The organism is Bradyrhizobium sp. USDA 4501 (assembly GCF_054062115.1).
Genome location: NZ_JBSSEX010000001.1, coordinates 806,505 through 832,557 on the forward strand (window position 1 = coordinate 806,505; position 26,053 = coordinate 832,557).

Annotated in this window: 37 protein-coding genes; 30 read left to right on the forward strand and 7 right to left on the reverse strand. The window is 60.7% G+C overall.

The window, feature by feature from the left end:
• Positions 1–2 precede the first annotated feature (2 nt).
• The 15 genes from ACVWZM_RS03910 to ACVWZM_RS03980 are packed head-to-tail and all read left to right on the forward strand — an operon-like array spanning position 3 to position 10,022.
• Positions 3–566, forward strand: a complete 564-nt coding sequence (locus tag ACVWZM_RS03910; protein WP_456851988.1) for a DNA circularization N-terminal domain-containing protein — start codon at positions 3–5, stop codon at positions 564–566.
• Positions 533–1,261 (forward strand): hypothetical protein, encoded by a 729-nt coding sequence (locus ACVWZM_RS03915; RefSeq protein WP_456851990.1) that lies wholly within the window; start codon positions 533–535, stop codon positions 1,259–1,261. Before ACVWZM_RS03910 ends, ACVWZM_RS03915 begins: the two co-directional genes overlap by 34 nt.
• Positions 1,262–1,263: 2 nt before the next feature.
• Positions 1,264–2,430 carry a phage baseplate assembly protein gene (locus ACVWZM_RS03920; RefSeq protein WP_456851992.1) on the forward strand — a complete coding sequence of 389 codons (1,167 nt, stop codon included), beginning with the start codon at positions 1,264–1,266 and terminating at the stop codon, positions 2,428–2,430.
• Positions 2,427–3,317 carry a phage baseplate assembly protein domain-containing protein gene (locus ACVWZM_RS03925; protein ID WP_456851994.1) on the forward strand — a complete coding sequence of 297 codons (891 nt, stop codon included), beginning with the start codon at positions 2,427–2,429 and terminating at the stop codon, positions 3,315–3,317. The genes ACVWZM_RS03920 and ACVWZM_RS03925 overlap by 4 nt, the downstream gene beginning before the upstream one ends.
• An 8-nt stretch (positions 3,318–3,325) precedes the next feature.
• On the forward strand, positions 3,326–3,832 hold the full coding sequence (locus tag ACVWZM_RS03930; RefSeq protein WP_456851996.1) for a phage GP46 family protein: 507 nt from the start codon (positions 3,326–3,328) through the stop codon (positions 3,830–3,832).
• Entirely contained in the window at positions 3,832–4,935 is a 1,104-nt protein-coding gene (locus ACVWZM_RS03935) for a baseplate J/gp47 family protein (RefSeq protein WP_456851998.1), read from the forward strand. Before ACVWZM_RS03930 ends, ACVWZM_RS03935 begins: the two co-directional genes overlap by 1 nt.
• Positions 4,925–5,608 (forward strand): YmfQ family protein, encoded by a 684-nt coding sequence (locus ACVWZM_RS03940; protein ID WP_456852000.1) that lies wholly within the window; start codon positions 4,925–4,927, stop codon positions 5,606–5,608. Before ACVWZM_RS03935 ends, ACVWZM_RS03940 begins: the two co-directional genes overlap by 11 nt.
• Positions 5,609–5,623: 15 nt before the next feature.
• A complete protein-coding gene (locus ACVWZM_RS03945; protein WP_456852002.1) occupies positions 5,624–6,883 on the forward strand; it encodes a hypothetical protein in 1,260 nt (419 codons plus the stop codon).
• 1 nt (position 6,884) lies between these two features.
• Positions 6,885–7,394, forward strand: coding sequence for a DUF4376 domain-containing protein (locus ACVWZM_RS03950; RefSeq protein WP_456852004.1), 510 nt, complete (start codon positions 6,885–6,887; stop codon positions 7,392–7,394).
• An 11-nt stretch (positions 7,395–7,405) separates the two neighbouring features.
• The gene (locus ACVWZM_RS03955) at positions 7,406–7,753 is read left to right on the forward strand and encodes a hypothetical protein (protein ID WP_456852005.1); all 348 of its coding nucleotides are present in this window, start codon (positions 7,406–7,408) and stop codon (positions 7,751–7,753) included.
• Entirely contained in the window at positions 7,750–8,886 is a 1,137-nt protein-coding gene (locus tag ACVWZM_RS03960) for a hypothetical protein (protein WP_456852007.1), read from the forward strand. The genes ACVWZM_RS03955 and ACVWZM_RS03960 overlap by 4 nt, the downstream gene beginning before the upstream one ends.
• Entirely contained in the window at positions 8,886–9,209 is a 324-nt protein-coding gene (locus ACVWZM_RS03965; RefSeq protein WP_456852009.1) for a hypothetical protein, read from the forward strand. Before ACVWZM_RS03960 ends, ACVWZM_RS03965 begins: the two co-directional genes overlap by 1 nt.
• Positions 9,184–9,474 (forward strand): hypothetical protein, encoded by a 291-nt coding sequence (locus tag ACVWZM_RS03970; RefSeq protein WP_456852011.1) that lies wholly within the window; start codon positions 9,184–9,186, stop codon positions 9,472–9,474. Before ACVWZM_RS03965 ends, ACVWZM_RS03970 begins: the two co-directional genes overlap by 26 nt.
• Before the next feature lies 1 nt (position 9,475).
• A complete protein-coding gene (locus tag ACVWZM_RS03975; protein ID WP_456852013.1) occupies positions 9,476–9,805 on the forward strand; it encodes a hypothetical protein in 330 nt (109 codons plus the stop codon).
• A 1-nt stretch (position 9,806) separates the two neighbouring features.
• Complete coding sequence (locus ACVWZM_RS03980; RefSeq protein ID WP_456852015.1) at positions 9,807–10,022, forward strand: hypothetical protein; 216 nt, start codon at positions 9,807–9,809, stop codon at positions 10,020–10,022.
• Here the strand turns inward: ACVWZM_RS03980 and ACVWZM_RS03985 are convergent.
• On the reverse strand, positions 10,019–10,396 hold the full coding sequence (locus ACVWZM_RS03985; protein WP_456852017.1) for a helix-turn-helix domain-containing protein: 378 nt from the start codon (positions 10,394–10,396) through the stop codon (positions 10,019–10,021). The genes ACVWZM_RS03980 and ACVWZM_RS03985 overlap by 4 nt on opposite strands.
• Before the next feature lie 151 nt (positions 10,397–10,547).
• On the opposite strand from ACVWZM_RS03985, the gene ACVWZM_RS03990 reads away from it, so the two are divergent.
• The 7 genes from ACVWZM_RS03990 (at position 10,548) to ACVWZM_RS04020 (ending at position 14,000) form a co-directional block, all read left to right on the forward strand.
• Positions 10,548–11,258, forward strand: a complete 711-nt coding sequence (locus ACVWZM_RS03990) for a LuxR family transcriptional regulator (protein ID WP_456852019.1) — start codon at positions 10,548–10,550, stop codon at positions 11,256–11,258.
• Positions 11,259–11,438: 180 nt separating this feature from the next.
• Positions 11,439–12,206, forward strand: coding sequence for a Crp/Fnr family transcriptional regulator (locus ACVWZM_RS03995; protein ID WP_456852021.1), 768 nt, complete (start codon positions 11,439–11,441; stop codon positions 12,204–12,206).
• The gene (locus ACVWZM_RS04000) at positions 12,203–12,523 is read left to right on the forward strand and encodes a hypothetical protein (RefSeq protein WP_456852023.1); all 321 of its coding nucleotides are present in this window, start codon (positions 12,203–12,205) and stop codon (positions 12,521–12,523) included. Before ACVWZM_RS03995 ends, ACVWZM_RS04000 begins: the two co-directional genes overlap by 4 nt.
• Positions 12,507–12,776, forward strand: a complete 270-nt coding sequence (locus ACVWZM_RS04005; protein WP_456852025.1) for a hypothetical protein — start codon at positions 12,507–12,509, stop codon at positions 12,774–12,776. The genes ACVWZM_RS04000 and ACVWZM_RS04005 overlap by 17 nt, the downstream gene beginning before the upstream one ends.
• Positions 12,777–12,785: 9 nt before the next feature.
• The gene (locus ACVWZM_RS04010) at positions 12,786–13,514 is read left to right on the forward strand and encodes a hypothetical protein (RefSeq protein WP_456852027.1); all 729 of its coding nucleotides are present in this window, start codon (positions 12,786–12,788) and stop codon (positions 13,512–13,514) included.
• Positions 13,511–13,696 carry a hypothetical protein gene (locus tag ACVWZM_RS04015; RefSeq protein WP_456852029.1) on the forward strand — a complete coding sequence of 62 codons (186 nt, stop codon included), beginning with the start codon at positions 13,511–13,513 and terminating at the stop codon, positions 13,694–13,696. Before ACVWZM_RS04010 ends, ACVWZM_RS04015 begins: the two co-directional genes overlap by 4 nt.
• 49 nt (positions 13,697–13,745) lie before the next feature.
• Complete coding sequence (locus tag ACVWZM_RS04020; RefSeq protein WP_456852031.1) at positions 13,746–14,000, forward strand: hypothetical protein; 255 nt, start codon at positions 13,746–13,748, stop codon at positions 13,998–14,000.
• A gap of 24 nt (positions 14,001–14,024) precedes the next feature.
• Here ACVWZM_RS04020 and ACVWZM_RS04025 read toward each other — a convergent pair whose 3' ends face one another.
• Positions 14,025–15,065: a P63C domain-containing protein gene (locus tag ACVWZM_RS04025; RefSeq protein WP_456852033.1), complete on the reverse strand. Its 1,041-nt coding sequence runs from the start codon at positions 15,063–15,065 to the stop codon at positions 14,025–14,027.
• A 375-nt stretch (positions 15,066–15,440) separates the two neighbouring features.
• Here ACVWZM_RS04025 and ACVWZM_RS04030 point away from each other — a divergent pair, with 375 nt between their 5' ends.
• Genes ACVWZM_RS04030 through ACVWZM_RS04040 form a run of 3 tightly spaced genes read left to right on the forward strand, consistent with a single transcriptional unit; the run spans position 15,441 to position 17,066 of the window.
• Positions 15,441–15,854, forward strand: coding sequence for a hypothetical protein (locus ACVWZM_RS04030; RefSeq protein ID WP_456852035.1), 414 nt, complete (start codon positions 15,441–15,443; stop codon positions 15,852–15,854).
• A gap of 2 nt (positions 15,855–15,856) precedes the next feature.
• Positions 15,857–16,384, forward strand: coding sequence for a hypothetical protein (locus tag ACVWZM_RS04035; protein ID WP_456852037.1), 528 nt, complete (start codon positions 15,857–15,859; stop codon positions 16,382–16,384).
• A 19-nt stretch (positions 16,385–16,403) separates the two neighbouring features.
• Positions 16,404–17,066, forward strand: a complete 663-nt coding sequence (locus tag ACVWZM_RS04040) for an SOS response-associated peptidase (RefSeq protein WP_456852039.1) — start codon at positions 16,404–16,406, stop codon at positions 17,064–17,066.
• A gap of 168 nt (positions 17,067–17,234) precedes the next feature.
• On the opposite strand, the gene ACVWZM_RS04045 is transcribed toward ACVWZM_RS04040, so the two are convergent.
• The gene (locus tag ACVWZM_RS04045; RefSeq protein WP_456852041.1) at positions 17,235–18,179 is read right to left on the reverse strand and encodes a trypsin-like peptidase domain-containing protein; all 945 of its coding nucleotides are present in this window, start codon (positions 18,177–18,179) and stop codon (positions 17,235–17,237) included.
• 190 nt (positions 18,180–18,369) lie between these two features.
• Between ACVWZM_RS04045 and ACVWZM_RS04050 the strand changes: the two genes are divergently transcribed.
• The 3 genes from ACVWZM_RS04050 to ACVWZM_RS04060 are packed head-to-tail and all read left to right on the forward strand — an operon-like array spanning position 18,370 to position 20,451.
• The gene (locus ACVWZM_RS04050) at positions 18,370–19,044 is read left to right on the forward strand and encodes a hypothetical protein (RefSeq protein WP_456852043.1); all 675 of its coding nucleotides are present in this window, start codon (positions 18,370–18,372) and stop codon (positions 19,042–19,044) included.
• Positions 19,045–19,899 (forward strand): HAD family hydrolase, encoded by an 855-nt coding sequence (locus tag ACVWZM_RS04055; protein WP_456852045.1) that lies wholly within the window; start codon positions 19,045–19,047, stop codon positions 19,897–19,899.
• Positions 19,900–19,911: 12 nt separating this feature from the next.
• Positions 19,912–20,451 carry a thermonuclease family protein gene (locus ACVWZM_RS04060; RefSeq protein ID WP_456852047.1) on the forward strand — a complete coding sequence of 180 codons (540 nt, stop codon included), beginning with the start codon at positions 19,912–19,914 and terminating at the stop codon, positions 20,449–20,451.
• A gap of 7 nt (positions 20,452–20,458) precedes the next feature.
• Here the strand turns inward: ACVWZM_RS04060 and ACVWZM_RS04065 are convergent, their stop codons facing one another.
• Together ACVWZM_RS04065 and ACVWZM_RS04070 are read right to left on the reverse strand one after the other, a co-directional pair.
• Complete coding sequence (locus tag ACVWZM_RS04065; RefSeq protein WP_456852049.1) at positions 20,459–20,923, reverse strand: TIR domain-containing protein; 465 nt, start codon at positions 20,921–20,923, stop codon at positions 20,459–20,461.
• 14 nt (positions 20,924–20,937) lie between these two features.
• Positions 20,938–22,377 carry an SIR2 family protein gene (locus ACVWZM_RS04070; protein ID WP_456852051.1) on the reverse strand — a complete coding sequence of 480 codons (1,440 nt, stop codon included), beginning with the start codon at positions 22,375–22,377 and terminating at the stop codon, positions 20,938–20,940.
• A 270-nt stretch (positions 22,378–22,647) separates the two neighbouring features.
• On the opposite strand from ACVWZM_RS04070, the gene ACVWZM_RS04075 reads away from it, so the two are divergent.
• Both ACVWZM_RS04075 and ACVWZM_RS04080 read left to right on the forward strand, forming a co-directional pair.
• Positions 22,648–23,247 (forward strand): ATP-dependent DNA ligase, encoded by a 600-nt coding sequence (locus ACVWZM_RS04075; RefSeq protein ID WP_456852053.1) that lies wholly within the window; start codon positions 22,648–22,650, stop codon positions 23,245–23,247.
• Between the two features lie 54 nt (positions 23,248–23,301).
• Positions 23,302–23,499, forward strand: a complete 198-nt coding sequence (locus ACVWZM_RS04080; protein ID WP_456852055.1) for a hypothetical protein — start codon at positions 23,302–23,304, stop codon at positions 23,497–23,499.
• On the opposite strand, the gene ACVWZM_RS04085 is transcribed toward ACVWZM_RS04080, so the two are convergent.
• A complete protein-coding gene (locus ACVWZM_RS04085; RefSeq protein WP_456856618.1) occupies positions 23,474–24,178 on the reverse strand; it encodes a winged helix-turn-helix domain-containing protein in 705 nt (234 codons plus the stop codon). The two genes, ACVWZM_RS04080 and ACVWZM_RS04085, sit on opposite strands and share 26 nt — an antisense overlap.
• A gap of 265 nt (positions 24,179–24,443) precedes the next feature.
• Positions 24,444–26,030, reverse strand: coding sequence for a Do family serine endopeptidase (locus tag ACVWZM_RS04090; RefSeq protein WP_456852057.1), 1,587 nt, complete (start codon positions 26,028–26,030; stop codon positions 24,444–24,446).
• Positions 26,031–26,053: the final 23 nt, after the last annotated feature.

A 26,053-nucleotide genomic window follows, 5' to 3' on the forward strand; every position in this document is an offset into this window, starting at 1 on the left:
CCATGGCGACGATCAAAGACATCAAGAACCCGTGGCGCAGGAAATTCCGGCAGGCGTCATTTCGTGGCGCGATCTTCTTTGTCGAGAGCGGCGGCCGAAGCAGCGGTCGGCGTGTGGTGGTCCACACCTACCCGAAGCGCAACGACCCCTACAGCGAGGACATGGGCCGCGCGCCCGTCACCCTCCATGTCTCCGGTTGGCTGATCGGCGAGAACTATCTCCTGCTCCGCGACATTCTGATCTCGGCGCTGGAGGAGGACGGCCCTGGCACGCTGCAAATGCCGTTCGACTACATGGGCCAGAACATGCAGGTGATGGCCGGGGCGTACACCATCACCGAGACACGCGAGCGCGGCGGCTACTGCGCGATTGAAATGGAGTTCACCGAGTTCGGCAAGCCCGGCTTCTCCGGTGTCGCACCGATGGCAACGAGCGAGACGCTTGGTGCCGCGAGCAACGTGCAGCAAGTGGTCTCGCAATTCATGTCGGGTCAGGTCGGCGCATTCCCGTCGTCGGAGCAAGTGCAGCAGCTATGGGACAACACGGTCGGGAGGGTGCCGACATGATAACGACGGTAGTCAACTGGAAGCGGCGGGATATAGCCGAGGCCGAACCCATCGTGAGGCGGATGTGCCCGGTGATTGTCCGCACCGTGCCCGGTCTCGCCGTGGCGGCCGGTCCGCAATTTCGGCAGACGGTCGGCGATATGTCCACGCACGCTGCGGACTATATCCTTGACGGCACGCTGACGCATCGGGTGGTCATCTCGCTGACGCTGGCCCGGATGTGCGGCGCGACAATGTCGTCGCTGGGGGCGGTGCGGCAAGCGGCCATGCTCGAAGACCCCCAAGGGCTGATTGCGGTCGCGACGAAGTTCATGTTTGCCAGCGTGTCGCTCGCGCAGGAGAGCATCGCCAGCACCACTCAGACCTTCGCCTCGCGCGACGATGCCGCCCAGGCCAAAAACGTGATGATGGCAGCTTTCGAGGCGGTCGAGGAAGCCGTGCCCGACGCGCTCGATCAAGCCTGCTACATGGCGCTGGTGGCAATGCATGGCCGGTTGGCCCGGCAATTCTATGAGATGGAACTGCTGCTGCCGCGCGTCATCTCTTACCATTATCCCGTCACCTATCCAGCATTGAGAATGTCGCAACTGGTCTATGGCGACGCGACGCACAGCGACGAGCTTTGGCGCGAGAACAAGGTGGTGCATCCCGCCTTCATGCCGCGCGACGGCATCATGCTCTCGACGGAGGGCTGAGCATGGTGTGGAAGAACCCGACCGAGATTGCCGAGCTTCGCGTCAACGGCACGCCATACCGTGACTGGACGGCGGTGACGGTCATCGACGACACCGATCAAGCCTATCCATATTTCTCGTTCGAATGCACCGAGTTCTCGGAGATGCCGGTCACCTTCGCGGCAATGCAGATTGCTCCTGGCGACCAGTGCGAGATCATGCTGGGCGGCGTGCTCGCGCTCACCGGCTTCGTGATGGAGCGGCAAGTCGGCTACGCCGGGAAAGAGCACTCGATCCTGATCAGCGGCACGTCCACGACCTACAACACGGCGATCTCCTCCATCAAGCCCGACACCAACGGCAGCTACGACAACATGTCGTTGGAGCAGGTTGCGCGGAAGGCGGCGGGCTATCACGGCGTCAACGTCAAGACCATCGGCCAGATACCGGAGAAGGTGTTCAAGGAATTGCAGCACAATCCCGGCGAGCTGACCTACAATTTCATCGAGCGCGCGTGCCGGATGCGTGACGTGAAGCTTGGCAGTGATGCACTCGGCAACATGCTGCTGATCGGCGATCACGAGGGAATGCCATCGGGCGAACTCATCGAGGGCAGGAACATCCTCCGCGCCTCGTGCGTGATCCGCGACACCCACTTCTATGAGCGGCACTTCTCCATCGGCCAGGGCGCGGGCCACGACGACACCAATGGCGACAAGGCGAACAAGGTTGTCGGCGAGACACCGGGCAAGGGCAAACGGCCGGTCTGGTGGATCGACATGATCGACATCCCGTCCGTCGATAAGCAGGAAGCGAAGTGGCGGTCGGACACCTCGCGCCGCGTCTTCGAGGGCAGCGAGGTGCAGGCCAACATTACCGTGCAGGGGTGGGTCCAGGGCAACGGCGCATTGTGGAAGGCAAGAGAGAGCTATCACGTCAAATCGCCGATGCTCATCCTCGACAATCCGCTGACCTGCAAAAAGATCACCTATGACCAGCGCGACGGCGCGGGCACCACGACGACGCTGGAGATGGTGAACCCGCTCTACATGAAGGCGCACGCCCCCTTCGCGAAGCCGGGCGGCGGCGACACGCCGGTCGTTCAGACGCAGGGCGCCGACCAGAAATCAGTCTTCGACACCGGCACGACGCCGATTGTCGGCACCACACAGAAAGGACCACTCGGATGAGGTTCGGCACCCCGATTGAGACTTCGTTCCGCTCGTTCATGACCGTCTTCCGCGCGACGATCAACAACGTCACCGACAAGCACATGATGCAGGAGACCGACCTCGATAGCTTCCATTCGCACAAGCGGAAGAAGGTCGAGGCTCCGCAGAACTATGGTTTCTCGTCCGTCGTGATGCCGCGCGACGGCGAACAGGGCAAGGGCGGCGGCTATGGTAACGACGATCAAGGCGGCGAGAGTGCCGAAGCGATCATGCTGTCGGCGGGAGGCATGTCGCACTTTATCGCCGTGGTGATGGACGATCGCAGGCATCGGCCGCGCGTGATGCCGCCCGGATCGTCGGCGCAGTACGGCCCGAACACCGACTATGGCCGGTCCCTGACCTACATCAAGCCGTCCACCAAGGACGACAAGGACGGCGGCGTCTACATGATCGCACCGCACCCGGATGAGTACGTCTCCATGCGGCACATCGACAACAAAAAGCAGCCGAAGCCGAAGACGCAACAGCAAGGGCAGCAAGGCGGCGGCAGCCCGGGCGGGCAGTCGCGGGACATCCTCAACGTGGCGTCGGATGCGAGTGGCGGCGGCCAGGATCAGGAGGAGGAGTACAACCACCACAAGGGCGACGGCATCAACACCGAAATCCGTTGCACCAAGGGGCGCATCGAGTTCCGGGTCGGCGACGACGTGGTCGGCTACTACGACAAGGACAACAAGCGCTGGTCGTTCACGGGCGAGATGCGCCTGGGCGACGACAATGCCAGCCATCCCGTCTACGGCGTCAACGGCGGCAAGGGCATGACCACGAAGACGAGCGGCAGCGGCGCCGTGCTCGTCACCGCGCCGCAGCCGGGACCGCCGACATCCGAAGACGTGAACCCGTGAGGTGACGCATGCCCGACGTTCGATACGTCCAGCAAACAGACATCGCCATCGTCGGCACCGCCGTCGAACTCGACTGGTTGCTGACGCCGATGCACTTTCTCGGTGACGGCTTCGCTTTGCAGACGGCCGTCATCATTGCTCTCGGCACCGATGCGCTGGTGCCGCCTGACGCCGTGCTGCCCGACCCGGACAGCACCGATCGCGGCGGCTGGTGGGGAGACCTTGACGCGGAAGAGATTTGGAACGGGTGGCCGGTCGGTTCGAAACTCTGGCTGCTCCGCCGCGCCAAGATCACCGGAACGGAAGCATGGGAAGGCGACACCACCTACCGCGCGGAAAGCTATGCGCGCGAAGCGACGCGACCGTTCGTGGACCAGCGCATCGCGTCGCGAATTGATGCGGGAGCATCAAGAACCGACCGTGGAAGGATCGATGTCAGCGTCGTAATTTATCGCGGTCCCGATCGCCCGGTTGATCTGCGCTACGCCAGTCTTTGGGAGGAGCTTGGAGCTTAATGCCATGGGCAACGCCTAGCCTGAAAGATGTTCGCCGCTTAACCCGTGACTACGTGCTCTCGGCTATCGGTGGTGTCGCGCTCGTGCCCAACTCCGCGATGCGGATCATGTCCGACGCGCAAGCCGGCCTCGCTCACCTCACCCTGATCTATATCGACTGGCTTTCCAAGCAACTGCTGCCCGATACGTCGGAGACGGAATGGCTGGACCGTCACGGCACGTTGTGGCTCACCAACGCTGATGGCTCGAAGGGGCGCAAGCAGGCGACGTTCGCCTCGGGCACGGCGGAGGTCACTGCTGTGCCCGGCACCATCATGCCGAAGGGCACCCGGATGGTCTACAGCACCGTTGCCTACCAGACCACCGAAGAGGTGACGCTAGACGAGCAGCCGACGCCTTTCCCGCTGACCTGTATGTCCGCAGGGACGGTCGGCAATCTTGAGGATGGCACGACGCTCTCGTTCATCGACGTTGTGCCGGGCGTCGCCGGGTCGCCCACCGTGATCGTCATGACCGGCGGCACCGACATCGAGACCGAAGACCAGTTGCGCGAGCGCGTCCTGTTCCGCATCCAGCAGCCGCCGATGGGCGGCGACGCCAACGATTATGTGGCGTGGGCGCGAGCGGTGCCGGGCGTCAGCCGGGCATGGTGCTCGCCCCTGGAGATGGGCATGGGCACTGTGACGGTTCGCTTCATGATGGACGAACTGCGCAGCTCGACGGATGGCTTCCCGCTCGCCGAAGACCTGATCACGGTGACGATCTATCTCGACACAAAGCGTCCTGTCGCGGTCAAGGATTTCTTCGTGGTCGCCCCGATACCCGAGCCGATCGACTTCACCATCCACTCGCTGACGCCTGATCTGGAAAGCGTGCGCGCTGCTATCGAGGTCTCGGTGCGCGAGATGTTGGAGCGCAAAGCCGCGCCCGCGCACGCGGTTGATGGGGTCGCGCAAGCGGCACAGACGATCTACACGGCCTGGGTCAGCGAGGCCATCTTGAACGCCGCTGGCGTCGATAGTTTCCGCCTTGAGATGGATGACCATTACATGCCGTCGCCTGGGCACATGGCCGTCTTGGGAACGATCATCTATGCCGTATGACAGGCACATTCGGCGCAACGCCGACGACTACGCGCACGCCCTGGCCGCGTTGCTGCCGCAAGGTCAGGCGTGGCCGCGCCAGGACGAGTGCGCACTGATGAAAGTGGTGCGCGGTCTCGCAGGCATCTTCGGGTTTGTCGATACCCGCGCCGCCGATCTCTTGGAGCGCGAGAGCGACCCCCGCACCACCATCGAGATGATGCCGGAATGGGAACGCGCATTCGGTCTGCCCGATAAATGCGTCGCGGAGCCGGTCGGCATGGACGCCCGGCGCGCGGCGCTGCTGACGCGCATCACCATGCTGGGCGCGCAGTCGCGGGAGTTCTTCATCGCGATAGCCGCCGCGATTGGCTACACGATCTATATCACCGAGTTTCGCCCGTTCATGGTCGGCATCGATCGCGTCGGCCCGCACCGCGACTTCGACACAGGTGAGCCGACCTACTTCTTCGGCCCTCCAGAGAACAGGTTCTACTGGACGGTGCATGTGGCTGGCGCGCGGTTGACGTGGTTTCGCGTCACGTCGGGACAGGTCGGCGTCGATCCGCATCTGCGCATCGGGCTCGCAACCGATCTGGAGTGCCTGCTGCGGCGCTACAAACCGGCGCACACCGAAATCATCTTCGACTATTCAAATCTGGCCGACAACGGTTCGATGGCCGGGACACCTTAACGGAGAGGTTGTTCGATGGAATACAATCCGCCCTATGGCATTTCCGATCCCGACGCGCCCTACATCAACGGCGATCCGAGCATCGGCCGCATGGGCTCGATCCCGCCAGCGTCATCGATTGAGTTTCCGCAGCGCGAGATCGTCGGCTTCATCACCCAGAGCGGGCTGACCCCGACCAACGACGATCTGCGCCAACTCAGCAAGGCGGTCCAGTCCGGCAAGGTGATCTACGCCGTCGATACCGGCACCGCGAACGCCATGGTCGCTTCGCTCACGCCCGCGATCACGGTGCTGACGCCCGGTCTCACCGTGCGGATCAAGAAGATCGGCGCCAAGAACACGGGACCGGCGACGCTGGACGTCGGGACCGGCGTGAACCTGATCAAGCGCGCATCTGGTGCGTCGCTCCTCGACAACGATCTGCCCGCTGGCATCATCACCGAACTGATCTGGGATGGTTCGGTGTGGCAGATCGCCAACTTCCAGGGCACGGGCGTCGCCGAGACGAACAACTACTACACGATCAACATCCCCTTCGCGGTGGACAGTGGCACCGTGAATGCGATGGTCGCCTCGTTTTCGCCCGCCATCCCGGCGGCGACCGCAGGACTGTTGGTGCTAGTGAAGGCCGCCAACCGGAACACCGGAGCAACCCAGCTCACCATCACGGGCGGGTTCGGAACTTATCCGGTCGTCAGACCGGACGGCACCGCGTTGCAAGCCGGAGATATTCCGCTCGGCGCGGTCGCGGAGCTGATCTTCGACGGCGCCAAGTGGCAGTTGAACGGCGATTTGGCGCTCGGCTCGATCAACGTCTACAATTTGGTCAACGCGCCGTTCGCCGACGTGGCAAACTTCTCCGGCTCCGGTGTCGTCTATGCGCCCTATTACACCAAGGAGATGACGCCGTTCACCGGCATGAGCGGCGGCAGCGCGGGCAACGTCGTGCTGAGCGGTGGCTACTGCTACTTTCAGGTGGCCGGTCGCTATCAAATCCTCTGCGGCACGCTCACCGCCAGCCAAAGCGGCAGCGATCCATACACCGGCCTGCGCAGCGGCCACATCTATCTCAACGGCGGCTTCGTGCAGATCGGCTCCGGCTGGCAATCCACCGGCGGCGGCATCTACATCAAGGAAGCCTACGGCGCGAGCGCCTGCGTGGTGGACGTGGCGGCCGGCTACTACCTGAATGTCGCGGCCGAGCAGATCAACCCCGGCACCAACGCCTACAACCTCCAATATTCCACCAACGTGTCCGTCGCGAGGGTCAGGTGAGATGTTCACGCTCAGGATGAAACCAGAACAGGTCTCGACGTTCTCGGCCCGGCTCCTCGCCAGGGAGCCGCGATGCCAGCCGTTGTGGGATGGCGAGAAGTTCACCATCCCCGACGAGTTCGAGAAGGTCGCGATGGACATATACAATCTGGGCTTTGCGCAAACAGGCCCGGAGCTTCTCGCGTTCGCGGCCTACGCCCGCGAGGTCAAGGAGACATCCGGCATCATCTTCCATGGCCTGCACATCGCGACCGACCCGGATAGCCAGACGCGGCTTGCTGCCGCGCACCTCGTGGCGTTGAACGACCCGACATTCAAGACGCAGTGGAAGACGATGGACGGCAAGTTCGTCCTGCTCGATGCCGCCAAGATCATCGAATTGGCGACCGTCGTCTCAAAGTTCGTTGCCAAGTGCTTCGATGCCGAGGCCGCCATCAATGCGTCGATCTTCTCCGGGGCGCTGACGCATCGGGGGCAGATCAACGCGAAGTTCGACACCATCAAGGTCTGATGGGGGTTGCGATGACGGTGGTCAACATCATCACCAGAAGCGACAGCGACTTCGTGCGCTCGTTTCTCTACAAGACAATCGAGGGCGCGGCGATTGATCTCACCGGCTCGAAACTGCACATGATGGTCCGCACCAAGGCGGAGCGGCCGACCGTGTATCTCGACCTCTCGACCGACAACGAGAAGATCGAGATCGCGCCGGGCATCACTGGCGAGTTCAAGGTCACGATCCGGCAATCCGAGCTCGAAATCCTCCGCTCCGACGAGTACGTGCATTCCCTGATCCGCACACGGCCCGACGAGATGCTCGAAGAGGTCTGGCACGGCACTCTGACGCACGCCATTGGACCGACGCGATGACCCATGAAGTAGAAATCGCGATTGATGCCGCACCCGTCGAGGTCATCGCCGAGCCGGATGACATCACCGTCATCGACGTGCCGGGACAGGGTCCGCAGGGCGTCAAGGGCGACAAGGGCGACAAGGGTGATCGCGGCGAGCCCGGTGAGAAGGGCGACAAGGGTGACAAAGGCGATCAGGGTGACCAGGGCATCCAAGGTGAGCCCGGCAACACGGTGCTCTATGGCCCGGCCGATCCCACCGCGGCGGTCGGCGTCAACGGTGACTTCTACATCAACACCACCACGCATTTCATCTTCGGCCCGAAGGCTGCCGGGGCATGGCCTGCGGGCACCTCGCTGATCGGACCACAGGGTCCGCAGGGCATTCAGGGCATTCAGGGCGTCCAAGGCATTCCCGGCAACACCGTGCTGTACGGCGCGACCGATCCAACCGCTGGAGTCGGTGTCGATGGAAACTTCTACATCAACACCGCGACGCACTTCATGTTCGGCCCGAAAGCCGGTGGCGCGTGGCCCGCTGGAACCTCTCTCGTCGGCCCGCAGGGTCCGCAGGGCATCCAAGGACCAGTCGGCCAGGTGCCGGAAGCGCCGACCGACGGCAAGCAGTACGCGCGGCAATCGGCAGCATGGTCGCAAGTTGGGAGCGACTTCCCGGCTGGCACGGTGATGCTGTTCTATCAGGCCGCCGCGCCGACCGGCTGGACCAAGCTGACGACGCAAAACGACAAGGCGCTGCGCGTCGTTTCGGGCAATGGTGGTGTCGCTGGAGGCACCAATGCGTTCTCGACCGTGATGGCGCAGACCACGGTCGGCAACCACACCCTGACCCTGGCCGAGACCCCCGGCGGCATCGGCTCATACGGCGCCAACAACATCGTCGTCTATCCACATGCCAATTCCGGCATTCGTCTTGCTGGTCTCTCTGGAGGCTACGCTTCGATCCAAATGGCGAGTGGCGCGTCCAACCTTTGGTCGATGGGTGCGCCGTCTGGATACGTGACGGATGTCGGCTACCATCAGTACAGCAACGGCATCAGCGTCTCCTCAAACAACACGAGTGGCGGCGCGCACAATCACCCAATCACCATGGGTATCCAATATTGCGACGTCATTCTCGCGAGCAAGGACTGATGCCAAAAATCCCGCACGCCGATGAAGGTTCGATCTGTCCTCTGCACAAGCAGGACATGAGCGAGGTCTGCCACAAGTGTCCATGGTGGTGCCGGGTGGTCGGCAAGAACCCGCAGAGCGAGGAGACGATCGATGACTGGCGGTGCGCGGTGGCATTGTTGCCGATGCTGCTGATCGAGAATGCCCAGATGCAGCGGCAGACCGGCGCGGCGATGGAGACGTTCCGCAACGGCATGGTTGCTGGCGTCATCGAGGCGGTCGGCGCGGCGGCCAAGCAAGCCCAGAGGAGACTGACAGATGAGGGTGTCGATCAGCGTCGCTGACAACGTCGTGGTAATCGACGGCGAGGTGTGCCGGTCGGATTGCTCGGAACTGCTCGCCAGCAACGTCAGCGGCGTGCAGTGGTATGGCGAGCAAGGCGAGATCGAGCACGTCAACCACGTTGAGCCCAACGAGCGGATCACCGACTTCGCGCCCTACCAGAGCTACATCGATAACGCCGTGCCGATCCACCCGAAGCCGTCGGCGGTCAACCCATCGCTCGACAGCTACGAAGGAAAGACCATCCGCCAAATCCTTGGAGTCTGAGATGTCCGCCAAAGACCTGATCGCCACAGCATCGAACGAGGAGTTCGCCGGGCGCGTCATGATGCTGATGTTCAAGACCGCGCAGAACGTCGCCAGCGAAGACCTGGCGACTGCTGACCATGAGGCTCGGATCGACTATGCGGGCCGCGTGATCAGGGGTGATGAACAGCCGCAGCTCGTTGCCGCGCATGTCATCTCATCGAACCCCACCATCGCGGCAGCCATCGAGAGCGACCCTGCCGCTCTGGGCTCAAACGTGCCCGATGGCGACATCGAGTTTGCGCTGGCCTCGATCTGGACGGCGCGCTCGCTGGCATTCGCGGCGGTTTGACATGGGCACCCTGGAGCAAGGCGGCAAGGTGGCGAGCGAGGCAGTTGCTGCGCTGCGCGGTCAGCCGCTCGCGCTCGCGCTCGTCGTGGTCAACGTGCTGTTTCTTATCGGTGTGGGCTTCATGCTTCGAGAGGTGTCGCAGGCGGTGCAGCGCAAGGACGTGCTGCTGTCGCAGCTCGCGGAGCGCTGCCTCCTGTCCACGCCAAAGAAGGACTAGTGACCGGAAAAGCGCCGGGCTAGTTCAACCACGGCGGCACGCATCACTTCGTTCTTGATGCCGACGAAGCTATCAATCAGCTTCATGCCGTCCCTGGTCGCGGCAATGCGATCCAAATTAGAAAGCTTCTGCGACCTCTTGCCTCGCTGCGCGGGCAGCAGATCGGCAACTTCGCATTCAAGAATTCTCGCAATCTCCTGCAACCGCGAGCTGGTAATGCGGTTGTGTCCCTTCTCGTATTTTTGGATTTGCTGGAACGAGAGGCCAAGCATACGGCCAAGCTCCTCCTGCGAGATGTCGCGCGCGTTGCGGAACCCACGGATTTTCTCGCCGATGTAGGCATCAACCGGGGTGACCGCTTTGCTTGTGGGCATTGGTTCCTTTCCTTCTTGGACAGTCGGACTAGGGCATAACGACCTAGTGTGGCTCAATAGTCGCGCCACGGGCATAATCGTCAAGCCTCTACCTGTCATAATTTCGTCGCTTGTATGCCAAATACACCCGCGCTCCGCAGGAGAGGAAAACATGCAGCGCACCGCGCTAGAGTTTGTCGAGAAGGTCGAGACCCTGACGTCTGCCGACGCAGTCATGGACCAATTCGGCGCGGCGCTGCGCTACCACGGCATCGAAAACTATATGTTCAGCTTCATTGCCGTCCCGGTCGAGACCCTCTCCGATGTCACCTTGGCCAGCCGCGTTCCGGCGGGCCTGCTCGACACCTACAACGAGCGTGACCTCGTGCATCACGATCCGGGCCTGCGCCATGCCCTGAGAACGGCGCTTCCGTTTCGATGGTTCAAGGAAGCTCCTTTCGATCCCGAAGCCGAGCCACTAGCCCAGGAGGCCGTCAACGTCTGCCGCGACTTCGGGCTTACCGATGGCATGGTGTTCCCGTTCATAACGTCAGCAGGCCGGATGGGTCAGGCCTGGATCGGTGGCGCGACGCTTGACGTGCCGAAACTCGCAATGCCACCGCTGCACATGATGACCTTCTATGCGTTCGACAGCGTGTTGCAGTTGAAGGGCGCCGGGACATCAGCTCTCGTTTCCCTCACCGCGCGCGAGCACGAGATGCTGACGCGGCACGCAGACGGAGCAACAGCCGAACAGATCGCTGACGCCGTCAACCTGAGCGAACGCACGGTGCGCGAGCATCTCAACAACTGCAAACGTAAACTCGGGGCGACGACTCTCTCGCAGACGGTGGCGATCGCGACTCGGCAGCGCATGATCTAACCCTTAAAACACTGTCATTTCTGACACTGTCACTTCTCACAATGTCACTTGTGACATGTACCTTGGTGCAATGACGCAGATTTGAAATTCTTCTTTGCGTTAAAAAAAATTCATGCCATTTCTATGTGACGCCATCTGCACGCTGGCTTATGAGTCACCAAATCACTCTACCAGCGCGATGTGGCCAAAAAAGAATTGATCACCTTCACTCATGAAGGGGACGTGGGAATGCAAGCGCTCTCCATCAATGAGACGTCTTGGCTTCGGGAATTTTTGGCATCGCATGTGGCGGGCAAGCGACGGAAGCACGCCAGGAAGGGCGACCGGCTGTTCGAAAAGGGACAGGAGATCAAGGAGATTTTCCTGATCACTCACGGCCGGATCAGGGTCGACGCGAGTTCTCCGCACGGCAAAGTCATCTTGGTCCAGCAATGCGGGCCTAACGACTGGCTCACGGAAGGCGCGCTGGACGATGAAGCGTTCTATACCCACACGGCGACAGCGCTGACGGAGAGCGACCTCTACGCCTTCGCGCGCGAGACGTTCACAAGGCTGCTGGAGGAGCATACACCGCTCCAGAAAATCTTCATGGTCGGGTTGGCCAGGAGCGCAAGAATGATGCGCGATGTTCTCGACAATCGGCTTCTGAACCCCGCGCACACGAGGCTGGCCCGCGAGCTGCTGGACATGTTCGGCAAAAGCGACGCCCAGGAGCTGTTCATCGAAACGACACCGACGCGACTCGGCGACATGGTCGGGATCGCCCGGCAGACCGCATCCAAGATCATCAAGGCGTTTGCGAGCGTTGGAATGCTGACGACGCAGCGGGGTGGCTATACCTTGAACCGCGCTGAGCTGGAAAAATTCATGCGCTGGGCAGACAGCCCATCAGGCAATACCGCGCACGAGCTTGCACACTACCTTCTGAACCTGGGATTGGACGAATGAAGCGCCTGAAGCTTGGAACGGCGTCAGACAAGGTGGCAAGCCTCATCGGCGATGACGGCGTCATCACGATCGCCTGCGACGATGCCAGGACGGTAGCGGCGGAGATCGCGTGCGCGGTGAACCACCATGACGCCCTGGTCGCTGCGCTCACCCCCTTCCGCTCAAGCGAGATGGGCGGCCCGCTAGTCGACATGATCGACCAGCGGGAGCCCAACGCCGAGACGGCCCAGGCGCGGCTGATCCAGCTCGTCGCCATGATCGACGTGATCTTGGACAGCGTCGTTGGGGAAAGTGAACGCAATGGCCTCGATGCATAAAGAGATCGACGTAGCGCAGCACGCCGACGCGCTGCGCCAAATCATCGAGCGCCTTCTGCACGGCAGAGGTCCGGCGGTCCAGGGAGCCGTGCTGGTCGATCTGGTCGCAATGTATTTCGCCGGGCATCACCCGGCGATGCGCGAGGAATGCATCGCGGAATTCGTCAAGGCCATGCGCGAGATGATCCCCATCAACGAGGCGATCATGTTCGAACGCGAGGGCGGGAAACCTGTGGGCTGGGAAACACAGTAGGGAGCAAGCATGAACAACCACTCGGAGCTGGTGGAGATCGCGACAGCCGAGCTGAAACAGTACGGTATAAGGCCGGAGGTAACGCACACCAATGGCGGTCACATCATGATCGCGTGGCGCGCAGCGCCGGAAAAAGAACCTAGGTGCGTCGTCACCTCAAAGACCGGAAGCGACTGGCGTGGTCGCATGAACATCCGGGCCGACGTTCGCAGGCTCCTGCGGGCCGACAACGTGACGCTGAAGCGCGAAGAGCCGAAGCCAAAGAAACACCCCGAGCTGGCCAAGGCGCTGAACCTGCCGCAGCACGTGGTGCCGATCCCCGATCAGATAGCCGCCCTGCGCGGCGAGGTGGCGGACCTCACCGAGCTGATGGTGCGGACCTTCAAGCTGGCCAGCAAGATGGTCGCAGCACAGGCAGAGCAGGCAACGCAGGCGGCGCCGCCCCCTCCCCCGCCAGAGCCGGTCAGCTCTCGCAGCGTCAAGATCAAGGAATATTTGTCGCTCGATCGATGGGTCTCGCTCTCTGCGCTCCCGCGCGACACCGGGCTGTCGTCAAAGCAGATAAAGCTGAAGCTCGACTACCTTGTGCGGCTGGGCGAAGTGTCGGTCTACCAGGGACAAGCCAAGCTGAACGCAGTCGAGCCACGTCCGAAGAAGCCACGCGGTCGCGCGGCGCACAAGGTGAAGACGAAGGCGAAGAAGCTCAACGGCCACAAGCACAGCCGGGTCGCGGCATGATGGAGAGGGACCGCATTGTCACCTGGGTGCGGGAGCGTGGCCTCCACGACGGCTGGCTGCTTGATCTCTACTACCACCTGACCCGCCAGGGCATTCCGCCCGCCACCGCGATCGAAGCGATGGAGCACTTCGTCGACGATGCCATTGCGATCAAGACGAAGTCGGCTTGGACTGCCACGTGACGGCGGCGACGAAGAAGGGCGCAAAGACAAAGGCGGCGTGATGCCCTGCGTGGTGATCCCCGGCTATTGGATGCACGAGACAAGCGGCGTCTTGCGACCGGCGGTCGAGGCTTATCTTGCCGGTGCGCCAATGACCGCCGAACACGTCGCCGCAATGCGGGCGTACCTTCGGCAATGGGTCGCCGCCGACTGGCGCGGGGATGACATTGAAGCGCTCCGCGCCGAGGTCGGCGGCCTGACCAGCCGCCAGTCCATCAAGCGATGGCTCGACCGTGCAGGTGACGTCGGAATTGACCCGCTGTGACGCGACCGGCTCCATCGCAGGGACCTACGCGGCGGTCTCGCTGGGCGGATCGTAGTTGTCCGGGAATGGCAGCATCATATTGCTGCCCCACTGCGGAAACTCTTGATCGAGGCGGTCCATGAAGACGCGCCAGTTCGGCGAGTATTTCATCAGCATCAGCACGGCTGCGAGATGTTCCTTCAGCTTCGGATGCCCGAAGTCATCGGTCAAACGCTGGAAGAGTTTGTTCTTGTTGTCGCCGCCCGGATATTTTGGCGTCAGACGCTTGAGTTCATCGAGCACGCCCGGCGCGAGCCGCTTGTAGACGATGTTGTTCGTCCAATGCCCGATGACACCGGGCCTGCCCGAGCCTTCGTTGTACGGCCAGCTATTGAGCCGATAAATCTGTTTGTAGAACTCTGACGGGAACGTCTTCACCCACGGACGAAGCTCCTTCGCTACGAACTTCTCCAAAATCTTGGCTAGCGCATCCCGCTGCCGAAAATCCTGATAGCCCGTCGCCTCGTCCACCAGCGCGATGATGCCAACCGTGGCAAAGCCGTGCTGCAACTGCGCCGCCCGCGCCGCAAGGTGTTCCCGGTGCTTGCCTTTACCGAGCAGCCCCTTCTGCTGGGCGTCGATCAGCACGGCGCAGATGTCGGGCAGGATGGTGGCGTCATAGCCATCAGCCGGATTGCCGCCGTGCGGAGGAATGAACCTGATTGGCGAGTTGGCTCGCGCGATCAGGCCCCTCACGTCGACCCCCTTGTCTGCGAGCTCTGACATCAGCTCAACAATCCGACGCGAGCCGGTCTTGCCGCCGCCTTGTGACAGCCCGATGCCCGCCTGCAATCCGCGCTGCGCCAGAACCCGCGTCCCATCGGCCAGCACGTAGCAGGGAATTTCGATTTCACCGATGCGCAAGGGCCGGTCGACGGCTCCGTACTTCGCGAACAGGGGCACCACTTTGCCTTCGTCAGCCCATCGTTGCAGGGCGGCCTCTCGCGCGATCTGCGATCGCCGGGACGGCGGAAGTATTTCGGCGCGGCGGTTGCCGCCTTTGCGGCCCGCGCTTTCCTTGCTCATGCGTCATCTCCTGTGCTTGGCATATTCGCAAGACATATGCTTACCACACTATTTTGGCAAGCATGAATTTGCTAAGCATGCGCGAGATGCTGTCGGACGACGAGGTGAAGGTGCGCCGTTCCTGCCCTACCGGACTACGCACCTGCGGCTCTCGCAGGCCCAGCAGCGGGCCTTCCGGGCCGACCCCAATCCTTTTCAGATAGGGGGCTCCCCGGTGTGCGCGCGATGCTCGAACGACTAGCCGCGCTGGTCTCATGGCCGCGCGCTAGAGCCTCCTAGGGACGTTAGGTGGCCTCCGTTGTGCCCGGCACGTGGTCCACCGCAATCTGTAGCGGCTTGCCTGCCCCGCGCGGCCCGGCAATCCTCCCTATTGGCATGGGCACCAAATCACGCGAGACCATTTACGGCGCATCGGTCCGAGCGGCGGCGGAGCGGGCGACGGAAGCACGCAAGCAAGCCGACCGGCTCGCCTGCGAGGCGTGGAATAAGCGCATGTTGGCCTTTCAGGGTCCGGCGCAGCCATCGCCGACGCTGGGCGATGCCCTTAATGCGGGTTACCTCTACCTCGAAGTCCGATGCCTCGGTTGCGACACCAATCAGACCATCGCCCTGGACATCGTGCGGCGGCCGAAGACAACTCCGGTTCATGAGCTGGAGCGCTACATGCGGTGCAAGGACTGCTCGGAGGTTCGCGGCTATCCGTACAAGCGAAGCCATCTGGTCGCGCTGCGGTCCACCAAGATTTCAGCGAGCGATCCACCATCGACGTGGTGGCCGGGGGAACGGTAAAAATGCCCACGAAAGAGCAATGGAAGGAAGCGTACGCAAAAGTTGGCGAATTGGTTTTGCTTTATACCGCCCTCGATCACCAACTAAACCATATCATCGTTGAGGTGATGCACCTCTCGCCGTCGACAATGCTGGAAGCAGTGGTCGCGACGCTAGACCCTCGACAAAAGATCGAAATGTTGAAGAGCCGCGCGTCTCATATCAGACAGCATGACTGGAAGAAGGCCGTCAAAACGCATGCAGACCGGCTAGAACGGGTTGCGAAGGTTAGAAATGCTGTATGTCACACGCCATTGATACCTAGCAAAAAGGGTGATGGATTTGAGTTCGCGGCTGCCGCCGCGACTAAGCTGCTGAAGAGCATGCAGATTAGAACCAAAGACGATTACACTGTAGAGCGTTTAACACTTAATCGCGTCGATGAAGCCATTGCATTGGCGGAGGAGGCGCTTGGCAGTGGCCAGAACATCTTGCGAAATTTTGAAAAGGTACGTGCTGCGCTAAACGCCAAGAAGTCCACCGAAGAATAGCGGCCTGTGCCCGGTTCTCATGTGTAATCTCTACGCGATCACCACCAACCAAGCAGCCATCATCGCGCTATTTCGCGTGGTCAACCGCTTCATCGGCAACCTGGCACCCATGCCCGGCGTGTTTCCGGACTATCCCGCGCCGGTTATCCGCAACACCGACACAGGGACCGAGATGACGATGATGCGCTGGGGCATGCCGCCGCCGCCACGCACAGGCGGACCGCCGGTCACCAACATCCGCAACACGTCATCGCCGCACTGGCGTGGCTGGCTCAAGCCGGAGAACCGATGCCTTGTCCCGGCCAATAGCTTCGCCGAGTACGCGCCGGAGCCGAACCCTGAGACCAAGAAAAAGGACGTTGTCTGGTTTGCGCTCAATGAGGATCGACCGCTGTTCGCCTTCGCAGGCATCTGGGCGACGTTCAGCGGTGATCGCGGGACGAAGTCCAAGCCGATCCCCGGTCCGCATCTGGTCTACGGCTTCCTAACCACCGTGCCGAACGCGGTGGTCGAGCCGATCCATCCGAAGGCGATGCCGGTGATCCTAACGACCGATGAGGAACGCGACGTCTGGATGCGCGCGCCCTGGGATGAGGCTAAGGCGTTGCAGCGGCCGTTGCCGGATGATGCGCTCAAGGTCGTGATGCGCGGCGCTGAAAAGGAGGATAAGGCTGCTGCTTAACTCGGCTCCGGCGTTGCATGTAGCGCGCCGGGTTGGTACCCGAGGGCCAACATTGCTGCGCAAGCTGCGGCTACAGCTTCGCGTGCTATTGCCCGTGCTCCATCGTGATCAGCCTCAAATGTGATCCGAGCGTGCATTTCGCCAGTCTTCTCCACTTCCCTTTGCTTGCTATGACTGGATCGCGCGATAGCTTGGAGACCTTCGTTCATCGCAATGAGTTCGCGGCAGTAAAGCCCGACGTACACTTCGTTTTCCGTCGTCATGGAGGCTCACGTTGGCCACTAGCTCGGTCATCCCGTGTCCGATTTCAACTACATAGTTCCAATTGTCGGTGTTCCAGAAGTCATTCCATCCCTCTTTTTGGATCTCGGGAAGAAGCTTGTGTTCCGCGAGACATTCATAGATCGCCTCCACAGAAATCACCGACATGAAGCCCAGTTCGGCCGCCTCATGGTTCTTTGTGAGACTAGAGCTGATCACACCAAGAGCGAAATCGTATTCTGATAAGGCCAAGCCGCCACTAAAGCCGCCTCGGGGCGTGGCCGAAACAACAAATTGAACTTTGGAGGACAGGGTTAGTGTTACGACTGCATTTATTTCGGCCCGAGATGCCACTAGGTGGGCTTCCCGGGTAAGAGGGATGGGAGGATATCCGAGGACCAGACCTTCTGACAGAACGAACGATTTGCGAATGATCCAGTCGTCGAGATGGGTCCCTAGGGGTACACACGGTGTCGATGGATGGAGCCCTTCTGTCGCAAATACTGCAACGTCTATCGCTGCGTCAGAATGAAAGAATGGACCTCTGCTTATCGATAGTGATTTCTGAAATACAGGCCATGCCGGAGCCTGTCGAATTGTATTCGTAATGTCTTTGATCGCATCATCAGTATAGTCTGGAATAGCCTCCTGTAGCGGGAGGCGAAGCGCGTGCGTCGGTTTGACCTCGGCAATCGTTGCATCTTCGACAACATGACGGGCGGTTACGAAAATGCCCTCCCCAACGTGAAATGCGCTACCAATACGCTCACTGCCTTCACCGTCGATGACTGCGACATAGGCCATGCATGGTGCGTAGCGCTGGAACAACTCTTGAGCTTTGCTGGAGTTCATTGGGGGCGCCTCAGTTCTTCAACACTGAATGCAGGTCAACGGGGAAGCCAGAGCTACGGTGCAACCGGCAGAATTTGTCCTAGTTTAACGCACTACGTGTGGTTTAGCAGAGGAAGGTATCTAGCGCAGCGATATCATGTCGCCTAAGATGGTTTAGGGCGCTTGTCAGGCGCGTTAGGCGGGGGATGCTATGTCCGAAATATTATCTGACGATCCCGAGGAGCAGCTATCGGCTGCGCCCCGGAAATCACGTGACGATGATGGGACCGATCATAAAAAGCTTATGGTCGAGGTCTGGAAGCAGGCCGTGGACACTCAGAAGCACTTCAATGACATGTGCGTAAAGTCCCGGCAATTGGGCCTGACGTTTGTGGCAGCGAGCTTGGGTGCCGCTCTTTATCTCTTCATCCGAACGCCCGGAGGGGTGGGCGTAGGCAGCGCAAGCAGTTCCATCAGCCCAGTCTATGCATACTCCCTCGACTTCTTTGGACACTCGATAGTTCTGCACGTTTCGCTTGCCATCATTTTAGCCGCCATAGCGGCAGTTATTGCGGTTAGAAAACTTGATTTGGGGGTTTACCACCAGATGCTTCGTGGCGCCGTTACGTTTGGTGAGGACCTGGAGGAGAAGCATATCCGACCACTCGTGGGCCTGCGGAAGGGCATGACGCAATCAATTTCCCATTTCAGCCGCAACAGCGACGCTCGGACGTCCGCAGGTGAGGACGGTAGCTATTTTTACTCAGGCGACAACCGAAAGAATGCGGGCGAGAAGTTGGCGGGGTTCTACAACATTATTTTAGGCTTTTTGGCATTGGTTGGCGTGGCAATCTTCTTGGCGAGCAATTTTCTGAAAGCGCTATGAATGAAGAACGTCGAACTCGCGGTATTTGACCTCGATAACACCTTGTATGATTGGTATGCGTCTTTTGTGCCCGCCTTCTATTCAATGGTCGACGCGGCGACCTCGATCCTACGCTGTGATCGCGAACCGCTATTGGACCAACTCCGATCCGTCCATGTCAGGCACCACGATGTAGAGCATCCATATAGTTTGCTCGAGACGCCAATCGTTCAACAACGTCTCGGCAAAAATGCGCGCGAAGTGCTTGATCCCGCCTTCTATGCGTTCAACAAAGCCAGAAAAGACAATCTGAGGCTATTCCCGGGCGTGCGAGAAACGCTCAATGAGCTAGAGAACCGAAATATCAAGCTGGTGGCGTTTACCGATAGCAGCTACTTCGCCACCTTGCGTCGCATTCGTCAACTCGAGCTAGTGAATGCGTTCAGGCACATATTCTGCCGTGCAAAAAGCAAGAGCGTTTTCTCGGATCAGCCCTTTGTCGCAGAGCCCGCGGACCGACTGCATGCAATAACGATCGAGCTTCCGGCAGATGAAACAAAGCCCGATCCTCGCGTGCTCCTCGATATAGCAAGGGCCGAACGCATCGAAATTTCGTCGATCGCCTACATCGGCGATAGCATCTCCAAGGATGTCTTGATGGCGAAAAAGGCCGGGTGCCTCGCGATATGGGCGAAGTACGGCGTCCGACGTGATCCGGAGATGTATGAGCAACTCGTGCGCATATCTCATTGGACCGATGAGGACATTCGACGCGAAAGAAACTTCGCCAATGAAGCGGCGAGCATTGCGCCTGATTTGACGTGCGAACGGTCGATCGTGGAAATGCTTACGTTCTTGCGGGGGCCTGCGCGGTGACAGGGCGTCTTGATGCCTAGGTTGGCATTGCTCTCGCGTTTAACAACGGCGCATTTTGCCCTGTTGATGCTCCTTGCCGCCCACGCGGCAATTGCCGCAGACCTGTCCGGGCGAGCCAGCGTCATAGATGGTGACACCCTGGAAATCCACGGCACCCGAATTCGGCTCTGGGGCATCGATGCGCCCGAAAGCAACCAGCTATGCCGTGGCGACGACAGCCTTCAATATCGCTGCGGCGCGCGAGCGGCGAACGACCTTGCGGCATTCATTGGCAAACGGTCTGTTGTCTGCACGCCCATGACTTTCGACCGATACGGGCGCATGGTCGCATCGTGCGCGGTCGGCGGCGCCGATCTAGCCGATTGGCTTGTGCGCCAGGGGGTGGCGTTGGATTGGCCACGATACAGTCAAGGCCGCTATGCGAGGGCGCAGAACGAAGCCCGTCGCACCGAGCGCGGTATGTGGGCTGGCAGCTATGTCGAACCGTGGCGGTTTCGAGCATGCGTTGCGGCCGGTCGGAGACCGGCGGCATGCTCAGATGAAGCGCTGTAAGTCTTCTCTATCGGCCTGCCGCTTGTGCGGCGCGCTCTATCCAATGCTTGATGTTGTTGTACCCGTCGTCGCGAACCCAGTCGTATGTGCGATAGATCGCTGACAGCGGCTTGCCATCGATGTTCCAATAGTCGAGCGGATTTCGACCAGCGAGATCGGTTCCCTTTAGGGGATCGCGAACGTTTTGGAGATCGATGGCCAAGATGCCCATTCGCCGCTCGTGACTTGCTTTAATCTCGTACCGTACCCACTCTCTTTCGTAAGTTTCGCGCCCGAACAACACGGCCGTGACGGAGCAACCCTGTAGTTGATTGTCGATCCATTTCTGGATGCCTCCCGCACGCCGTTTCGCATCCTCAAAATCGGCGCCATCGTAGAATGGCGTTGCTTCGCCTTTTTCGCGGACAACCCATGATTGGCGCACCTGCTGAATTCTTCGTACGTCGCGTTCGTAATGGAAGCTAAAAAACACTCTGCGAGCCACGATTAGACCTTTCCTTGCAATTTGCGGATGAGTTCTACGATGGGCGGTATCAGCGACATCAAATCAGGGGTGTGGCTTGCAAGTGCTGCGAGGTGTCCTCGGCTTGCGCCATCCAATTCAGGGGTAAATTTGTCCGGATCGCCAATCACGAGGGTCGCGAGAGTTTGAGCGGCCGAGCCGGTGGCACCGATCGGAAGCACGACTATGGTCTGGTCCCGCGCGACTTCAAACTCGCGCACTACGCCATCTGCAGGCACGGTATGACCATCCTTCAGCTTGTTGCCGAATAAGAACAGAGCGATGCCCGCCCGCGAAATGATCTCCTGCCTGTAGTCCTCCCAAAGTGAGGCCAGTTCGGTTGGATCGCCGGACTGAGGAAATGGGCGAAGTACGAGACCATCTTCGATCCCTATGGCTTTCGTGCGCATCACCTCGCGCAAAGCACCGGTGAAAATCGCATCCCCGATGCCCGCGCCTAATCCGGTGGCAATGCGGGTGCCGTCCGCAATAAGCGCGCGGCCAAGTTCTTGTGCGAACTCTATAATTGCGGGCTGCCCCCACGGATCAAAATTGAACGCGCTTGCGGAGACAAAGACGGTTCGACGTCGATACCGATTGACCAGTTCGGCCAGCAAGTCGGTTATTTCGCTGTATTCGTCGACAAGCAGTACTTTGACGTTAAACCGCTTTAGGTCCTCAATGACGTGGATTTGTCGTGCTCGATAGTGTGCGAAATCATCATCCGTCTCGCCAGGTTGCTTCGATCGAGATCGGAAAATCGCATAGTGCTGCCGCTGATCGGTGGTGAAGTTCAAGCGAACCTGTGAGAGAACGTGTTCCAGGTTTGGGTCGGTGAAACTAAACCCCAGAAAGAGGAACGTTCGCTTGATCAAATCTCCGGCGAGCGCCGTAATGAATGGCTCGCGCTGCTTTGAATAACGCTCGTAGTCGTCTTTTGTGACGACGGCTTCGTTAGGCCTATCAATATCGCCATGCATTTTGTAGACGGTGACGTCGCGATGAGGTCGCGTCGTTGCCATCTGAGGTACCGAACTCTTGATATCGACAATTTTGCCGCGCTCGCGGAGCGTGTCCTCGATAAGTTTGTCGTAATTCGTGGTCCAAAACGTCGTTATGGGCAGCTGCGCTAGCAGGCGATGATTATCGGTGGGCTTGGCGTCGCGCGATAGTGCGTCCAAGAGGGCTTTATGAAGCTTGTGCCTATTCTGACCACTGGCATTCACATGAAATTGCGCGACGGCGACCAAGTCACTTTCAAGATCAATGTTTAGATCGAGATCTTTCGACAACGGTCGCAACAGTTCGCGCCAGTCAACGTATCCGGCCGGAACGGATAATCCTGCCCCCGCGAAAATTGCTGTATTCCCTTCAACCAACTCGGCTAGGTAATCAACCACGAAACGTTCAAGTGCCGGTTTCATACAGAGAGCGCTCACAAGGCGAAAAAACTGTGGGGAAAGCGGCATCCTTCTTACCCGAGGGGCCTGCCGTCAAGGTAGCGGGCGCTACGATCAACAACCAATATCCGGCTTATACAATACCCCGCCGCGCCCAGCAGGCGTTGTGGAACGTGCCGATCCCGACACATGGCACCTTGGCCTCGCAGACGTTCTACCGAGGCTGGTAGCACGAGCCAGCACTAACCCACTCATCCGACTTGCTTTTTGTGGCCGGGTGCATAAATGCGGGCCATGGCCCAAAAGTTCGACTTTGCCATCCCGGTCAAGGGGACCGTGGTTCCATCCGGCCCCAACTGGCTCCATGAAATCAAGCACGACGGTTACCGCATGAAGGTGCTGCGGGACCACGGTCGCGTGCGCCTGTTCACCAAGGGCGGCTACGACTGGACGAAGCGCTATCCGTGGATCGTCGAAAGCGCGCTGAAAATCCGCACCGAGCAATTCGTCCTCGATGGCGAGGCCGTGGTGCTCAACGTCGACGGCATGTCCGATTTCGACGCCCTGCATTCCCGCAAGTACGACCACGAGGTCCAGTTCTACGCCTTCGACATCCTGTCCGGCGATGGTGACGACTACCGGCGCCTGCCGCTCTCGATGCGGAAAGCAAATCTGGCGCGGCTGCTCGCCCGCCGCGCGGAAGGAATCTTCCTCGCCCCGTTCGACCGAGGCGAAATCGGCCCCGATTTATTCCGTCACGCCTGCATCATGGGGCTCGAAGGCATGGTGTCGAAGCACGCCGATCGCGGCTATTGCCCGGGCCGCTGCACCCACTGGATCAAGAACAAGAACCCGAAGCATACCGCATATACCCGGGTCAAAGATCAGTTCTGAAGTTGGTTGCCAGTTGGTCGCTTGGGCTTGCTCGGGGCGGCCAGGAGCGCTTTCGTGTACCTGCTGCGTTGTCCGCATAGCCTGTCGGGAAGCCCCCTCTCCGGCCTTCTCTGGGGCGTCTGGGCGACGCTCGAACCCGGCGAACTGCACGCTTTTCGCGGGATCGGCGGCGGCTCGACCCCAAAAATCGTTAAAAAATCGGTAAATTATCAACGGGCAGAAATTGCTAAGGCGTTGATCTTCCCGAACTAATTCCGACACCGTCACGGATCATATACCCCGCACCGCGGATGGTATGCAGCAGCGGCCGTTCAAAACCCTTATCGATCTTGGAGCGCAGCCGCGAGATGTGGACGTCGATGACGTTGGTCTGCGGATCGAAATGATAATCCCAGACATTCTCGAGCAGCATGGTGCGTGTCACCACCTGCCCGGCATGCTTCATGAGATATTCGAGCAGGCGGAACTCGCGCGGCTGCAAGGTCAGCTCGTCCTTGCCGCGGGCGACGCGATGGGAAAGCCGATCGAGCTCGAGGTCGCCGACCCGGTAGGTCGTCTCCTCGGCCGGGCCGACATTGCGCCGCGACAGCACCTCGACGCGCGCAAGCAGCTCGGCGAAGGAATAGGGTTTCGGCAGGTAGTCGTCGCCGCCGGCGCGCAGGCCCTTGATGCGGTCATCGACCTGGCCGAGCGCCGAGAGGATGAGTACCGGCGTCCGGTTGCCCTTGTCGCGCAGGCTGCCGATCAGCGACAGGCCGTCACGCTTCGGCAGCATGCGATCCACAACCAGCACGTCGTAGTCGCCGGTCTCGGCCATCGACAGCCCTTCCTCGCCATCGGAGGCGAGATCGGCGATATAGCCGACTTCGCGGAATGCCTTGACCAGATAGTCGGCTGACTCACGGTCGTCTTCGATGATCAGGATGCGCATTTGCGGAGCGATTGCGGTCACGGGAATTGGCCCTCTGTCAGCATGACGCGGCCGGCCTGCACATGCAAGACGACCGCGCATATTCTCGATTGCTTGAAAAAAGTGGGCGGTGAAGCTGGGGGACCTCACCGCCCTGAGACCTTCCGACAGAGGGGGGCATATTCCATCGAAAGGCAACGTAGGGAGCGAGCAAGGGGCCCGCCCCCCGGAAAGCGCCGTCGGCGGGGGCGACTGATGCCGGCGACGCCTTCCAACTCATAGATAGTTATCCCTTCGCCAGCGGCACTGCCACAAAGCGCGACGAACCGCCGCTCTTCACGCGCATGAGAACGCTGTTCTTGCTGTCATTGCGCGCCGCGGTGATCGCATCCCGCACTTCACCGGCGGTGCCGACGGACTTGCCGGCGACCTCGAGGATCACGTCGCCTTCCTTGAAGCCCCGCTCAGCGGCAGCACTCTTGGGATCGACTTCGGTCACGACCACGCCGTCCTTGCCGGCGCCGGCCACGCTGTTGGCTGGCGCGACGGTGAGGCCGAGCTTCGGCACGTCGGTGCCGCGGGACGAATTGCCCTTGTCGCTCTTGTCGGTGTCAGCCTTGGCCTCCAGGTTGTTCGGCAGCTGGCCGAGCGTGAGGTTGACGGTCTTGTCCTGACCCTTGTGCAGTACGTTCAGCTTCACGGCGTTGCCGGGCGCGAGGCCACCGATGGTGCGGGCGAGTTCGCGCGCATCCTTCACCGGCTCGCCATTGACGGCGGTGATGACGTCACCGGATTCGATGCCGGCCTTGGCCGCGGGGCCGTTGGCCTGCGGTTCGGCAACCAGCGCGCCTTCGGCCTTCTTCATGCCGAGGCTGTCGGCGATGTCGGAGGTCACCGGCTGGATCTGGACGCCGATCCAGCCACGGCTGACCGCGCCCTTGTCCTTCAGCTGGGCGACGACGCTCTTGACGGTCTGGGCCGGGATCGAGAACGCGATGCCGACGCTGCCGCCGGACGGCGAGTAGATCGCCGTGTTGACGCCCATCACCTCACCGGACACGTCGAACGCCGGGCCACCCGAATTGCCCTTGTTCACGGGCGCATCGATCTGGATGAAATCGTCATACGGGCCGTTGCCGATGTCGCGGCCGGAGGCCGAGACGATGCCCGCGGTCACGGTGCCGCCGAGGCCGAACGGATTGCCGACCGCCAGCACCCAGTCGCCGATGCGTGGCTTGGTTTCGGAAAGCTTGGCAAACTGGAAGTTGGAGCCGCCCTCGACCTTGATCAGCGCGAGGTCGGTGCGCGGATCGGTGCCGATCACCTTGGCGGAATAGGTCTTGCCGTCGTCGGTGGTGACTTCGACCTTGTCGGCGCCGTCGACGACGTGATTGTTGGTCACGGCATAGCCGTCAGCCGAGATGAAGAAGCCGGAACCCTGGCCCGTCACCACGCCACCGCCGCGCGGTCCACCGCGCAGGCCCGGGGGCAAGCCATCCGGACCGCCGAAGCGGCGGAAGAAGCGCTCCATCGGCGAACCCGGCTGGAACGGCGAATCGTCATTGTTGTTGCTGTCATCCTTCGCGACCTTCTCGCGAATGTTGACCTTGACCGAGATCACCGACGGTTTCACGCGCTCGACGATGTCGGCAAATCCGACCGGCTGCTGAACCTTCTTGACCTCGTTATTGACCTGCGCATGCGCGGGCGTCGTGAACAGGTCGGCGGGGTTGTGCGAGGGGCTGAAGCCGTAGGTGGCGGCACCGAGGCCGGCCACGACCGACGCCATCAGCGCGAGTTTGCGGGCAGAGAACAGCGAGCGCTTCGGCGCCTTGTAGGATGGAAGGGTCGAGAGGTCGGGACGGTCGGTCATGTCTTGAAATCTCCAGGGGCCAG